Origin of the sequence: Pseudomonas ogarae (genome assembly GCF_014268695.2) — a bacterium.
Taxonomy (GTDB): Bacteria; Pseudomonadota; Gammaproteobacteria; order Pseudomonadales; family Pseudomonadaceae; genus Aquipseudomonas; species Aquipseudomonas kilonensis.
This window is the reverse complement of the sequence record NZ_CP077086.1, coordinates 2,733,036-2,745,824: the sequence shown is the minus strand read 5'-3', so window position 1 is coordinate 2,745,824 and position 12,789 is coordinate 2,733,036. Positions and strand designations below refer to the sequence as shown.

Sequence of the window (12,789 nt, the reverse complement as noted above, 5' to 3'; positions counted from 1 at the left end):
GATCAAAGGTTGCACGCATCAAGCCACAAGCCTTTACACCCACCAATGCCGTTGTCGAACTGAAGCAGGCCTCGATCATTGGCGAATAGTCTCTTGCATACCGAATGGAGGATGGTTGTTCATATTTCCGACAGCTTTCGAAATCTCACTGCACGGTCGACGCTGTTGACCATTTGGGATGCAGCATGAATCGTCAAAGGGTGCTGGGTAAAACCCGGTCTAGGCCGAATGTAGCCAGCCATTTCACGCGCGACCGTAAGCTGTTGATCCGTCCCTTGGGCGAGCAACGCGATAACCAGATTTTCCAGTGCAATCACACGAACACGAAGGTGAACCAACTCGGTATTTGATAATTCAGGAAACTCATTAATGCCTTGGGTGGGAAAAGCTTTTGATGTGTCTTCAGCGTCCCATCTCGAAAGCGTCATCTGAAGTTGTTGTGCAACAACCGACGATGGGGTCTTGTCTTTAGGCATAAGAGGACTCTCCAAAGAGAAGGCGAATTGTGGAGGTTCAAGCCATCACCAGCCTTTTGATCCCCTTCACGCCGGGCAACAACTCGGGTCTGGGCAACAAGGCGGATTGACGCGCGCCAAATACCGCAGGCAGATAGTTTGCTGCCTGCCGGTGGATGGTCAAACAGAAGGAATAGATGCCTTGTAAATCAGCTTCGGTGACTGCCTGGCGCATGTCTTCTACACCATAACGACCATTATGCTGATCGATATCATTAGGTTTGCCATCGGAAATCAACAATAGCAGACTATGACTGCTCACTTCGCGCATCGTAAGGTGCTGGCGTGGCTTATGGCGAACCCTGCCCCGGTGTAGCGTTCCGGTTCGAGTGCGGCAATGCGCAGTCCGACATCGTTGCCAGCCGCGAATGCTTGAGGCGCTCAGCGAGTACTCTGCCGTCTTCGACCACGATCGTCGGCCCGCCATCGAGCACACGGAAAAACCAGCGTGAGCGCTGTTTGACCAATGAGAAACCAATGTCAATGGCGTCAACGTGACAATGACCAAAACGGCGTTGGTCAACGAAAAATCATCGCCCAGCAACACCTGCTGAGCGGCCTCGCGGATCACCATCAATAACACTAGGTCGAAGGTAGTGAGTTGCGCCGGGGAGCGCCTGCCGACGATCTGAACAGAATCATCAACATCAGGTAAATGGTGTGGGACGGTCAAGAGCCCACGCCATATCGAGTTCTATCGTGTGGCAAACGACGACGTGATCGAAGTCGTCCGACTCCTGCATGACGCCCTAGAAGTGCAACTGCACCTGACCAACGACTGAACACCGACCTGGCTCAAGGGGTTAACTGGCCATGAACAGCGAAAGTCAGCCCCCTCTACATCTGAACCTGAGCGCCTAGCTGTCAGTCGACGGAGCAGTCAATTGAAGCGGGAGGTTCTGGGTCCGACCGGATGTTTGAGGCCCGCAACCAGAAACAAAATGCTCAACTTGCATACCACTTTCAATGCTGAGCAACCGCTTTTTAGGCATTTTTCATGACCAGGAGCCTAGCGATCAGCACCCTGGCCACATCATACAGAACGGGAGCATCCCAAGACCAATTTCAGGAAAGGTACTAAGCGAAATACGAGGCTGCTTGATCGCCTACACTCATGCACTTCAACGCAGTGTGGAAAAGCCAGAGTTGGCGCGAAGCCTTTCCTCACTCAATCAGTTCATCGAGATGAAAGAGCGAGCCGGCCGGGAGCGCGCGACATTGGGGGTGGTGTTCAACCAGAACCGTGTAGATTCAGAACTGCTCTCAACCTTCAGCCGAAACCTCGGCGAATTTTCAGCTTATGCTGAGGGCTTTCGCGGCAGTGCCGATGAGGCCTACGTCCGTCAACTGGACGATAAGATGGCGGCAGCCGACGCTATGGAAGTGGCTAGGCTTCAGCGACTGATTTTCGAAACGCCTATGGGCCACTCGCTCGACGTCCCAGCCGAGTCTTGGTTTAAGCTATCGACAGCCAGAATAGACCAGATGAGTGACGTCGAAAATGCGCTCAGCCTGCACATATGCAAGTTGGCCAATCAGGCGCACGACCACGCATATTTCGTGTTATGGGTTGTCCTAGGCTCGGTAGGCGGTGCAGTGGCGGCAGTGACCCTGCTGTCGTACTGCATCATCCGTAACATTAGGGCAGCAGTAGGCGAAGTCAATAACGTGCTGATCGCTCTTTCCGAAAGAGAACTCACCAGCCGCGCCACTTATGAGGGGCGGGATGAGTTCGGCACAATTGCCAACAACCTAAATCGCACGGCCACCGAGCTCAGTCAAATTATTCAAGAAATTGGAACCGCGACCGCGCAAGTGGCCACTGCAGCAGAAGAGTCTTCGGCTGTCACATTTCAGACCAGCCAGAGCCTTGAACGCCAACGCCAGGGAACGGAACTGGTGGTCACGGCCATCAATGAGATGAGCGCTACGGTTCGTGATGTTGCGCAGAGCACCGGCGATGCGGCAGCCCTGTCACAACAGGTGAGCCAAAGCACCGAAAAAGGCAGAAAAGAAATCGAGGCGACCGTCCGTGTCATCCAAGACCTGTCCGAGCAAGCGGATCAAACCGCCGCCATCGTTGTCGAGCTGAAAAATGAAAGTGATTCGATTTCCACTGTGCTAGACGTTATCCGTGGCATCGCCGAACAGACTAACCTGCTGACTCTGAACGCAGCCATCGAAGCTGCGCGGGCCGGCGACCATGGACGTGGTTTCGCGGTGGTCGCGACTGAAGTGCGTACGCTTGCTCAAAGAACCCAAGAGTCCACTGGAAACATCCAAGACATGATCACCAAACTGCAGGCTGGCTCGGATCGCGCCACCAGTTCGAAGCAGGAAACCTTGAGCAAGACGCGCACCGGTGCCTCCAATATCGAGCGCGCGGGGGAACTACTGGCGGAGATTGCCGTGGGCGTTTCGAGCATCAGCGACCGCAACATGCAGATCGCCACCGCTGCCGAGGAGCAAAGTGCCGTTGCGGAAGATATCAACCGAAATGTGATGGAAATCAACGATGTCGCTATTCAGGTCAGCGCCGGAGCTGATCAAACAGCAGCGACTAGCCCGGAGCTAGCCAGGTTGGCAGAACACCAACAAGTCATGGTGAGTCGTTTCAAAATGACTTGATATTCTTATGTACCCAGCTCGTTGGTGAATACTGATCTTTACTATTTTCTAACTCAAGCGCAGCGATAGGACGTCGCTGCGGAACCGGGAGCAAGCTCCCTCTCCCTAGAAAATAAATAGTAGATGAAGAACAGGACTTGCCGCTGTTGGACTCATATGGGACATAGCCGCTCGTCATAAAAACTGGACAAATAGGCCAGTTTGATTTTTCTGTCCTAGTATAAATTCAGGTTCGGCTGGAGAAGCCCCAATGTCGTTGGCTGAAGAACGCAAACCTGATCGCCGCAAGGAAACCCGGCTGTTCCTCTTCCTTGTCGTGTTCCTCTTTCCGCTGCTGTCGGTCGCCATCGTCGGCGGCTACGGTTTCCTCGTCTGGTTTTTCCAGATGCTGTATGGCCCTCCTGGCCCACCCCTCTGACCGGTGGCTTTTTCTTGAGGCTATTGGAGCCCGTTCATGGACGAAACCTTGCATATCGCCAGTCTTGTCGTACTTGCCCGACCGGAGATGTTCGACGCGGTCAAGGCCAACCTGCGCCTGCTCGATGGCCTGGAACTGCATCAGGAAAGTGCCGCCGGAAAACTGGTGGTAGTGCTTGAAGCCGTGCATGAAAGCCAGATCCTGCAACGCATCGACCAGATCAACAACCTGCCCGGCGTACTCAACGCGGCGTTGATCTATCACGAACTCCTCGAGCCCGAAGGAGACATCGAATGAGCATGACCCGCCGTGCATTCGTCAAGACCCAGGCCGCCGCCATTGCAGCCGCCGCTGCGGGCCTGCCGATCGTAACCTCTTCCAGCAACCTGGTAACCGAAGCGGATATGGTCACCCTGGACTGGAACAAGGCGCCCTGCCGGTTCTGTGGCACCGGGTGCAGCGTGATGGTCGCGACCCGGGATAACCGGGTGGTCGCCACCCATGGCGACGTGAAGGCCGAAGTCAATCGTGGGCTCAACTGCGTGAAAGGCTATTTTCTTTCAAAGATCATGTATGGCGTTGATCGCCTGACCCAGCCGCTGTTGCGCATGAAGAACGGTCAGTACGACAAGCAGGGAGAATTCCAGCCGGTCAGTTGGGAGCAAGCCTTCGACATCATGGAGCTGAAGTTCAAGCAAGCCCTGAAAAACAAGGGGCCGGAATCGGTCGGTATGTTCGGCTCCGGACAGTGGACGGTCTGGGAAGGCTACGCCGCCAATAAACTGATGAAGGCCGGCTTTCGCACCAACAACATCGACCCCAACGCCCGCCATTGCATGGCTTCGGCGGTGATGGGGTTCATGCGCACCTTTGGCGCCGATGAACCCATGGGTTGTTATGACGACATCGAAGCCACCGATGCCTTCGTGCTCTGGGGCTCGAACATGGCCGAGATGCACCCGGTGCTCTGGAGCCGGGTCACCGATCGCCGCCTGAGCCAGCCCCATGTGAAAGTGGCGGTGCTGTCCACCTTCGAACATCGCAGTTTCGAGTTGGCCGACATCCCCATGGTGTTCAAGCCGCAAACCGACCTGCTGATTCTTAACTACATCGCCAACCACATCATTGAAAGCGGCGCGGTGAACCAGGATTTCATCAGCAAGCACACTCGCTTTGCCCGGGGTGCCGACGACATCGGCTACGGCCTGCGTCCTGACGACCCACGGGAAACCAGCGCGAAGAATGCCGGCAAGGCCAACACCTGGACGGATATTGACTTCGAGGCGTACGCCGCCTTCGTCAAGCCTTACACGCTGGAGCGAACCGCCAGGGAGACGGGGGTTGCACCTGAGCGACTGAAAAGCCTGGCGCAGTTGTATGCCGACCCCAAGCGTAAGGTCGTGTCGTTCTGGACCATGGGGTTCAACCAGCACACGCGTGGCGTCTGGGCCAACAACCTGATCTACAACATCCACCTGCTTACCGGCAAGATCAGTGAGCCGGGCAATAGCCCGTTCTCGTTGACTGGTCAACCGTCGGCCTGTGGCACGGCACGTGAAGTGGGGACTTTTTCCCACCGACTACCGGCCGACCTGGTGGTCACCAATCCCAAGCATCGCGCCACCGCCGAGAAAATCTGGAAGCTGCCCGCCGGCACCATCCAGGAAAAGCCCGGCTTCCACGCGGTGGAACAGAGCCGCATGCTCAAGGACGGTGTGCTCAACGTGTGCTGGACCCAGGCCAGCAACAACATGCAGGCCGGACCGAACATCATGCAGGAAGTCCTGCCGGGTTGGCGCAACCCGGACAATTTCATGATTGTCTCCGACGTCTACCCCACCGTTTCCGCCCAGGCCGCCGACCTGATTCTGCCCAGCGCCATGTGGGTGGAGAAGGAAGGCGCCTTCGGTAACGCTGAACGACGCACGCAATTCTGGCATCAGTTGGTGACGGCACCGGGAGACGCCCGGTCGGACCTGTGGCAGTTGATGGAATTTTCCAAGCGCTTCACCACCGATGAAACCTGGCCCGCCGAATTGCTCGCCAAGGCACCTGAGCTCAAGGGCAAGACCCTCTTCGAGGTACTGTTCAAAAATGGCCAGGTGGACCAGTTCCCCGTCGAGCAGTTGGAAGCCGGCTACAAAAACGATGAAGCCAAGGCCTTTGGGTTTTACCCGCAGAAGGGGCTATTCGAGGAGTACGCCCAATTCGGTCGCGGCCATGGACATGACCTTGCCGCGTTTGACCGTTACCACAGTGAACGGGGCCTGCGCTGGCCGGTGGTGGATGGCAAGGAAACCCGCTGGCGTTATCGCGAGGGGCTGGACCCCTATGTGGAGAAAGGCAGCGAGGTGCAGTTCTATGGCTATCCGGACAAGAAGGCGATCATTTTCGCCCTCCCCTACGAACCGCCGGCCGAGGCACCGGATGCGGACTACCCGTTCTGGCTGAGCACCGGGCGCGTTCTTGAACACTGGCACACGGGCAGCATGACCCAGCGAGTCGAAGAACTCTACAAAGCCGTGCCGGATGCGCTGGTGTACATGCATCCCGAGGATGCCAAGGCCTTGAAAGCACGGCGCGGCAGTGAAGTGAAGCTGATCAGCCGACGCGGTGAGATCCGTGCGCGCATCGAAACCCGCGGGCGCAACAAGCCGCCTCAAGGATTGGTATTTGTGCCGTTTTTCGACGCCAACAAGCTGATCAACAAGGTCACGCTCGATGCCACCGACCCGATCTCCAAGCAAACCGACTACAAAAAGTGCGCGATACGCATCGAGTTGGTCAGCGTGGCCTGAGGAGAACCCTGATGCTTTTTCGAATGCTGCCCTTGTTTCTGCTTGCCGCGATTGGCGTGGTGATCGCGGCTGAAATCGACTACCCGCTCGACGCGCCAGCTCCGGATGGGCGTCGCCCCGGCGGCACTCTGTCCCAGAACATGCCCGCCCCGCCCATTACCGATGAAGAAAACAAAGACCTCAAACGCGAGCGTAATTACCCGGACCAGCCGCCGACCATTCCCCACACCATCCGTGGCTATCAGGTCGACGCGAACGGCAACAAGTGCCTGTCCTGTCACAGCCGTGCCAACAGCGCACGGACCCAGGCAACGATGATCAGCATCACCCACTACATGGACCGCGATGGCCAAGCGCTGGCGGCCGTCTCACCACGTCGGTACTTCTGCAACCAGTGCCATGTACCGCAGGCGGACGTGAAGCCTTTGGTGGGAAACAATTTCGAGACAATCGACAAACTGCTGCAAGACAACGCCAACGCCACGAAGAAACCTTGAGGAGGCAACATGAAAGCACTGTTCGCCTTGCTCAAGGACTACTGGGGCGTCCTGCGTCGTCCGAGCCTGTATTACAGCCTGGGTTTCCTGACGCTTGGGGGCTTTATCGCCGGTATCGTTTTCTGGGGCGGCTTCAACACTGCCCTGGAGGCGACCAATACCGAGACGTTCTGCGTGTCCTGCCATGAAATGCGTGACAACGTGTTTGTCGAGCTCAAGGACACGATCCACTACACCAACCGCTCCGGCGTACGCGCCAGTTGTCCGGACTGTCACGTGCCACACGAGTGGACCCATAAGATCGCGCGCAAGATGCAGGCCTCCAAGGAGGTCTGGGGCAAGATTTTCGGCACCATCGACACCCGCGACAAATTCCTCGCCCTGCGACGTGAACTGGCCGAGCACGAATGGGCCCGACTCAAGGCCAACGACTCGCGAGAATGCCGCAATTGTCACAACTTCGAATTCATGGACTTCACCCGGCAAAGCAAGCGCGCCTCGAGCATGCACTCGACCTCACTGGCCAATGGCGAGGCAACCTGCATCGATTGCCACAAGGGCATTGCTCATAAGCTGCCTGACATGAGTGGGGTGAAAGGTTGGTAATCAAAGTGGTCGGGAGCCAATAGTCTTTTGTGAGAATGAATCCCCTCCATCGATATCAGTGCAAGGTGCTATTGGCAGCACGGTCACCGCCTCGATTTAAGCGATGGCGACTGAACTGTCCTGAAGGTGTCTGGACGGGGCTGACGCCACAAAGGGAAGCAAAACTAGATCCCGAGCGAAAGCAATCGCTGTTGTCTCCAGCTGTCGGTAGAAGCTGGGCGGCTGTCTCCTTTTCGATATACATCGCCCCAACAGATCCAGCAGCTACGCTTCACTTCTCTACCCCCTTTGTCTAAATTGATTTTAGGAAAAACGGGTTAGGTTCCTCCGAATTCGAATGCACACCAAGCCTTTGTCGCCCAGCCCGACCGATGGGCAACATAGTCGATGGCGCACGCTCTCCGGAGCAACAAGCAAAAGGATTTCGAAACCTACTTCGTCTGATAGGGTCGACGGAAATAGAGGGCGATAACGCCTCAGCCAGCGAAGGGCAAACTTGCGTGTACGGAGTACGGAACGTCCAGCGAACCTTTCGATTAGCCAGTCGGGGCGTTATGTAGTGGCTGGCTAACCTGGACGGCAGAATTCCCCTCTCCGGCCCTCCACTCATCCCGATGCATAGATAGGCTTAAGGGAGCACGCCGTGCCGCCGGTCAGTGCAATGGCGTAGAGGCGTGAGTCTATGGGCACAAAGTTAGCATTCAGATGTGTTGCACGCGATCGCTCTCAAGCCCGGCGACGGTAGACCGACGGTGTTGGCATAACCCGATTCAGCATTGCTTGAACCCCATCGCACGACGGCAACATCTTCGGGTGGTGCCGCGCCCCTCTCCCAAAAGCCGAGGATCTGCAGCACATCAACGCTAAAACGACGCTCAGGAGGTGTTTTGCAGGTTCAAAAGCTTGGCATTGCGCTCAAGGCGCCGCTGATCGCGGGGATCGATACCCTTCGCGACCAGCGCCCTGGCGATATCACGCAGAGCGCGAGCATCGCGTAGCGCTCGCTTATTCAACCGCCCTTTGTTTCCACCCCTTCCGCTGCTACGCTCTTGAGTCCTTGATTGGAGCCAAAATGAACTGGCCTAATAATTCCGGACACCTCTTAAGGGCGATATGATTTCGCCAACTTGGAGGTTCCATGAACGAAAGAAAGGTCTATACCCGCGAGTTCAAGCTGCACGCTGCCAGCATGGTGCTTGATGATAACTGCCCGGTTCTAGATGTGTGTGCATCACTGGATATCGGGCCCACTGCTTTGCGACGCTGGGTTGATCAGGTTCGCAAGGAGCGTGAGGGGCAGCCAGTTAAAGGCACCAAGGCGATTACCGAAGATCAACGCCAGATTCAGGAATTGAAGGCCAAGATCAAGCGCATGGAAATGGAAGCCGAAATATTAAAAAAGGCTACCGCTCTCTTGATGTCGGATCCCGATCGTTTCCGATGATCGCAGAGCTAAGAGAGTCATTTCCGACGGCCGTGGTGTGTCGTGTTTTCGGTGTGAAGCGCAGCAGCTTTTATGAGTGGATTCAACGGCGGGCCAAGCCGCGGATCAGACGTGAAGAACTCAGGTTGAAAGTCGTTGAGCTGCACAGCGAAAGCCGCGAAGCCATGGGCTCCAGAATGATTAGCAAAGGCCTGAAGGCTCAGAAAATAACAGCTGGAAGGAGCCTTGTTCGAGCGCTGATGAGGGAGGCCAACATTGTCAGTAAACAACGTCAGCCCCACCCCTTCAGATCCAGAGGCGTGGAGGCATTTGTCGCGCCCAATCGGCTAAAACGCAACTTCAAACCGGCGGCAATCGATCAGGTTTGGTGTGGCGACGTGACCAGTCTGATGGTGGGCAAACGCTGGCTTCATCTGGCCATCGTGATTGATTTGTATGCTCGCAGGGTCATTGGCTGGGCTTTTTCTCTGGTTAATGACGCCAACTTGGTCAGCAAAGCGCTACGCATGGCGACAGAAGTACGAACGTGTCCTCCTGGGCTGATGTTTCACTCAGATCAAGGATGTCAGTACACCAGTCGCAAGTTTCAAGAAGAACTGACGCGCCACGGCATTTTGCAAAGCATGAGCCATCGAGGGCAGTGCTGGGACAACGCTCCAACTGAGCGCTTTTTTGGCACGCTAAAGTCAGAGTGGGTACCTCGCAACGGCTACGGCCTGATCGAGGAGGCAAAAACGGACATGGTGCGTTTCTTCATGTACTACAACCGCACTAGGCTCCACAGCTACAACAACTACCTGTCGCCAATAGCCATGGAGCAAAAAGCGGCATAAACACCGTAATCGGTGTCCGGGATTACTTGACCAGTTCAAAACGATGCCCAGCGAATATTCACTTTCTGATGTTCTTGAGCGGCTATATCAAAATCAGCTCGCCTTGGAGGCTGCGGTGATGGAACTGACCTTGAAGGTAGAAAACCAAAGTGCAACAGATATTGGCGCCAACGTCCGAGGGGCACTTCACACGATCGGCGAGAACGCCGGACATATCAAACAGGGCTTGGCTAAGCTGAGAGCCCAGGGTCACTGATCAGCGGACCCAACGCGCCGGCGAGCTTGGCGGTTATCCTGCACAGCATAAAGGCTGGACTCGCCGAAGTCTCAGACTTCCCGCGCGTTGCGCGGCGACATCGTTAAGATACGGGGGCTCTCAACCTTTCGTTATAAGAAGCGGCGCACCTTGAGAATCTTGCCCGAAGCTACCTTATGCTTGGGCTTGGCCACTCGAATAACCTTGTGCTGACCATCGCCTACTGTCTCAACGAGCATGCCATCACGGACTTCCATCACACTGAATCCGGCCGCCAGCGTATTGATATAAGCCGCATGAATTGCGCCCTTCGCCATGGCTGGAATTTTATCTTCCAGCCGGCTCACCAGTTCATCATTCAACGGTTGGTTGGCGATCATAACGAGCTCCGCATCCAAGGCCAGCACGGAGCCAGCCATCGTGTCCCTGCTGCGATCTGGGACAAGCACCGTTCGTTCCTGGGGATGCACACGAGACCTATTGATCGTCGATGTTTCATCAGGCCCGTACCAAACTACCGCCAATGCCCCTGAAAAGCCCGCTGACATCAGCGTTGATCTTGAGATTGGGGAATGGCAATTCCTACCTCATAGAGCGAATTCGAGGGTCAATGTTTGGCCCTTTTGACTCAGCTTTTTCCCGCGATGATAACAACCCCGATCCGCTCTGCCAGATTGAGCACCGTGTCGAACACAGTCGAGTCCCCGGTCAAGCTGCGTGACGCGCCCTGCGGGTGGAGCACGCCGTCTGGAATCCGGTCGCCGAAGAGCACCACCACACGTGCCGAATCATCTTGTCGCGACACCCAAGACAGCCCTTGGGTATCTGGACACTGACGGTGGATCGCCTCTGCCCATTTGCGCGTCGCAGGATATTGATCTTTCTCAGTGTCGATCAGTTGTTTGCGCGTGATGCCCAGTTTCCGCAGAGGCACGCTGGACAGATCAACCAGGTGCAGCGGTTGGCTAACCTGGACGGCAGAATGCACCTGTCCAGTTAGCTTGCTTTTGTCGAAGCTCTTGAAGCCAGCCGTATGGGGAACGTCGTGAAAGACGGTCTCCATTAAGGCGCACTCAACGGTCGTGCCGCCATACAAGGTGGGAATCGCCCGTCCCTGATCATCTTGAATCGGGCTGAAGCGTGCGTTGCCGTGCACACCGGGATTGAATTGATCTGGCTGATACTTATCCTGGTGCACACGGTGAAGCACATCGCCTTTGGCGATCACGGTGAAAGTGACGTGCAACGTAACCACAGGCACCGGGGTAACGGACGCCGCTAAGTCCGTGGGAGGCGTCGCCCTACCCTCACTGGACTCGGTACGCTGCTTAGCCATGGACAATGCCCTGGATTTCATCCTGTGCGGCAGCAATCACCCGATCAGGCGCTGATGCCAACAGGTCCTGGGGCCTTTGGCCGCCCAGAAAACTGTTATCTGAGCGGAACCAGTAAGCCATACCCCAGCCGTCCTTGTGGGCACCAAAAGCCTGAATGACTTTGGCGAGTGCCTTGAGCGGCCGATAGCCCACATCCGGATCCAAGCCGTAACCAGGGAAATAGTCGACCCCACCGTGACTTATGGCAAAGATTTGCCCCTGCTTTTTCCATTTGTTGGGCTGGGCACTCGGGTTGCGGTTACTCAACTGGGCCACCTGCGCGATATCTGCAGAGGTCAACCAGTCACCGCTCTCCAGCACTGCTTTGCGGGCTTGTACCAGCATCGCCGCTTCCTTGAGCAGGCGAGGCGAAGGCGGCTTACGTGTCACAAACACCTCGGCCAGTCGCTCGAGCGACTTAGGGTCCTGACGCTCCTGCAGCACCTCATACATCGAGGAGGCCACGTTGGCGAAGTTTTCCGCCAACGCCTCAAATACACTGAGGTTGACCTGATCGAAAGACACGACCAGCACTCGGTCCGCATGCGAGCGGCTTAAGCTAGCCCGAGCCTCCTTAGGCGTACCGACCAAGGTGGAGACACCCGACTGCTCTGTAACGCTCATGGAAATCTCCTCACTAGTTATCTACGTTATTTAATCGTAGCATAGTCTTGATAACCCTAGCTCCAGCCTAAGCTCCATTCATCTGGATGCATAGGTAGGTTTGAGGGGTGCACGCCATGCCGTCGATCAGCACGGTGACTTCTGGGACTAAAAGTCTAAGGATCACGATCTTGGCTTTCAGGTGTGCGGGCGAGCTAAAGACCAGCAACAGACCGAAAGAGTTGGCAACCCAACTCAGCACCGCTTGAATTCCCGGGCGGTCCCGCTCCCCTAAGGACCGAAAACTTGTACCGCATCGACCTAAGAAGGTGTTCTCTCGGCCAACAGTTTGGCATTGCGCTCAAGGCGTCGCGGATCGCGGGGATCGAGACCCATCGCGACCAGCGCCCTGGCGATATCGCGCAGAGCGCGAGCATCGCGTAGACCTATTTCAGGATAAGTACCGAGCGAAATACGAGGCTGTTTGCCCGCCCAAGAAAAACGGAAGTGCCAGCTCTTGGTGCCTTTCGTATTCACGAAAAGCGCAAGGCCATCAAAGTCAGGAAGGGTGTAGTTTTTGGCGCGAGGCCTGGCGTGTCGGACCGCCGTATTGGTAAGGACCATTGTACTAACTCCACTCATATGGATGAAGGAGGGTTGTACCGTTTTCGGAGTGCCAAGCAGCTCTAAAAACTGATTTACCAAGCGTCGAATTGATGTACTAAAAAATGTACTAAAAATTCGTGGATATTGATGTACCAGAATAGACTTTACTGGATCGAGTAGGAGGCGGATTTACATCCGCCGTCCTCTCA

At 55.9% G+C, this 12,789-nt stretch carries 13 protein-coding genes and 7 pseudogenes; 11 read left to right on the top strand and 9 right to left on the bottom strand.

The window, feature by feature from the left end; all coding sequences use genetic code 11:
• Positions 1 to 119 precede the first annotated feature (119 nt).
• From HU749_RS12215 to HU749_RS29475, 3 genes and pseudogenes are all read right to left on the bottom strand, one after another.
• Positions 120 to 476 (bottom strand): hypothetical protein, encoded by a 357-nt coding sequence (locus tag HU749_RS12215; protein ID WP_025214371.1) that lies wholly within the window; start codon positions 474 to 476, stop codon positions 120 to 122.
• 37 nt (positions 477 to 513) lie between these two features.
• Positions 514 to 872 (bottom strand): annotated as a pseudogene (locus HU749_RS12210) (nitric oxide reductase activation protein NorD); the annotation flags it as partial.
• Positions 873 to 874: 2 nt separating this feature from the next.
• Positions 875 to 1,163, bottom strand: a pseudogene (locus tag HU749_RS29475) (DUF421 domain-containing protein); the annotation flags it as partial.
• A 14-nt stretch (positions 1,164 to 1,177) separates the two neighbouring features.
• On the opposite strand from HU749_RS29475, the pseudogene HU749_RS29470 reads away from it, so the two are divergent.
• From HU749_RS29470 to HU749_RS12175, 8 genes and pseudogenes are all read left to right on the top strand, one after another.
• Positions 1,178 to 1,297 (top strand): annotated as a pseudogene (locus tag HU749_RS29470) (type II toxin-antitoxin system RelE/ParE family toxin); the annotation flags it as partial.
• Positions 1,298 to 1,481: 184 nt separating this feature from the next.
• A pseudogene (locus HU749_RS29605) lies at positions 1,482 to 2,282 on the top strand (nitrate- and nitrite sensing domain-containing protein); the annotation flags it as partial.
• A 153-nt stretch (positions 2,283 to 2,435) separates the two neighbouring features.
• Positions 2,436 to 3,143, top strand: a complete 708-nt coding sequence (locus tag HU749_RS29600) for a methyl-accepting chemotaxis protein (protein ID WP_374046026.1) — start codon at positions 2,436 to 2,438, stop codon at positions 3,141 to 3,143.
• A 250-nt stretch (positions 3,144 to 3,393) separates the two neighbouring features.
• Complete coding sequence (gene napE / locus HU749_RS12195; RefSeq protein ID WP_025214373.1) at positions 3,394 to 3,561, top strand: periplasmic nitrate reductase, NapE protein; 168 nt, start codon at positions 3,394 to 3,396, stop codon at positions 3,559 to 3,561.
• Positions 3,562 to 3,597: 36 nt separating this feature from the next.
• Positions 3,598 to 3,858 carry a chaperone NapD gene (locus HU749_RS12190; RefSeq protein ID WP_025214374.1) on the top strand — a complete coding sequence of 87 codons (261 nt, stop codon included), beginning with the start codon at positions 3,598 to 3,600 and terminating at the stop codon, positions 3,856 to 3,858.
• Complete coding sequence (napA, locus tag HU749_RS12185) at positions 3,855 to 6,359, top strand: nitrate reductase catalytic subunit NapA (protein ID WP_025214375.1); 2,505 nt, start codon at positions 3,855 to 3,857, stop codon at positions 6,357 to 6,359. The genes HU749_RS12190 and napA overlap by 4 nt, the downstream gene beginning before the upstream one ends.
• Positions 6,360 to 6,370: 11 nt before the next feature.
• Complete coding sequence (locus HU749_RS12180) at positions 6,371 to 6,856, top strand: nitrate reductase cytochrome c-type subunit (RefSeq protein ID WP_013692862.1); 486 nt, start codon at positions 6,371 to 6,373, stop codon at positions 6,854 to 6,856.
• 9 nt (positions 6,857 to 6,865) lie between these two features.
• Entirely contained in the window at positions 6,866 to 7,462 is a 597-nt protein-coding gene (locus tag HU749_RS12175) for a cytochrome c3 family protein (RefSeq protein WP_013692861.1), read from the top strand.
• A 58-nt stretch (positions 7,463 to 7,520) separates the two neighbouring features.
• On the opposite strand, the pseudogene HU749_RS12170 reads toward HU749_RS12175, so the two are convergent.
• Together HU749_RS12170 and HU749_RS29465 are read right to left on the bottom strand one after the other, a co-directional pair.
• Positions 7,521 to 7,691: pseudogene (locus tag HU749_RS12170) on the bottom strand (transposase); the annotation flags it as partial.
• A gap of 646 nt (positions 7,692 to 8,337) precedes the next feature.
• Positions 8,338 to 8,478: pseudogene (locus tag HU749_RS29465) on the bottom strand (hypothetical protein); the annotation flags it as partial.
• 122 nt (positions 8,479 to 8,600) lie between these two features.
• On the opposite strand from HU749_RS29465, the gene HU749_RS29215 reads away from it, so the two are divergent.
• Genes HU749_RS29215 through HU749_RS12160 form a run of 3 tightly spaced genes read left to right on the top strand, consistent with a single transcriptional unit; the run spans position 8,601 to position 9,995 of the window.
• Positions 8,601 to 8,906, top strand: coding sequence for a transposase (locus HU749_RS29215; RefSeq protein WP_181286468.1), 306 nt, complete (start codon positions 8,601 to 8,603; stop codon positions 8,904 to 8,906).
• Positions 8,903 to 9,739: an IS3 family transposase gene (locus tag HU749_RS12165; protein WP_202600572.1), complete on the top strand. Its 837-nt coding sequence runs from the start codon at positions 8,903 to 8,905 to the stop codon at positions 9,737 to 9,739. The genes HU749_RS29215 and HU749_RS12165 overlap by 4 nt, the downstream gene beginning before the upstream one ends.
• A gap of 43 nt (positions 9,740 to 9,782) precedes the next feature.
• The gene (locus tag HU749_RS12160) at positions 9,783 to 9,995 is read left to right on the top strand and encodes a hypothetical protein (RefSeq protein WP_025214377.1); all 213 of its coding nucleotides are present in this window, start codon (positions 9,783 to 9,785) and stop codon (positions 9,993 to 9,995) included.
• Between the two features lie 131 nt (positions 9,996 to 10,126).
• On the opposite strand, the gene HU749_RS12155 is transcribed toward HU749_RS12160, so the two are convergent.
• From HU749_RS12155 to HU749_RS12140, 4 genes and pseudogenes are all read right to left on the bottom strand, one after another.
• Positions 10,127 to 10,375, bottom strand: a complete 249-nt coding sequence (locus HU749_RS12155) for a hypothetical protein (RefSeq protein ID WP_025214378.1) — start codon at positions 10,373 to 10,375, stop codon at positions 10,127 to 10,129.
• Between the two features lie 248 nt (positions 10,376 to 10,623).
• A complete protein-coding gene (locus HU749_RS12150; RefSeq protein WP_095973913.1) occupies positions 10,624 to 11,331 on the bottom strand; it encodes an RES family NAD+ phosphorylase in 708 nt (235 codons plus the stop codon).
• Positions 11,324 to 11,995 (bottom strand): hypothetical protein, encoded by a 672-nt coding sequence (locus HU749_RS12145; protein ID WP_095973912.1) that lies wholly within the window; start codon positions 11,993 to 11,995, stop codon positions 11,324 to 11,326. Before HU749_RS12145 ends, HU749_RS12150 begins: the two co-directional genes overlap by 8 nt.
• A 315-nt stretch (positions 11,996 to 12,310) precedes the next feature.
• Positions 12,311 to 12,598, bottom strand: a pseudogene (locus HU749_RS12140) (Arm DNA-binding domain-containing protein); the annotation flags it as partial.
• Between the last annotated feature and the right edge of the window lie 191 nt (positions 12,599 to 12,789).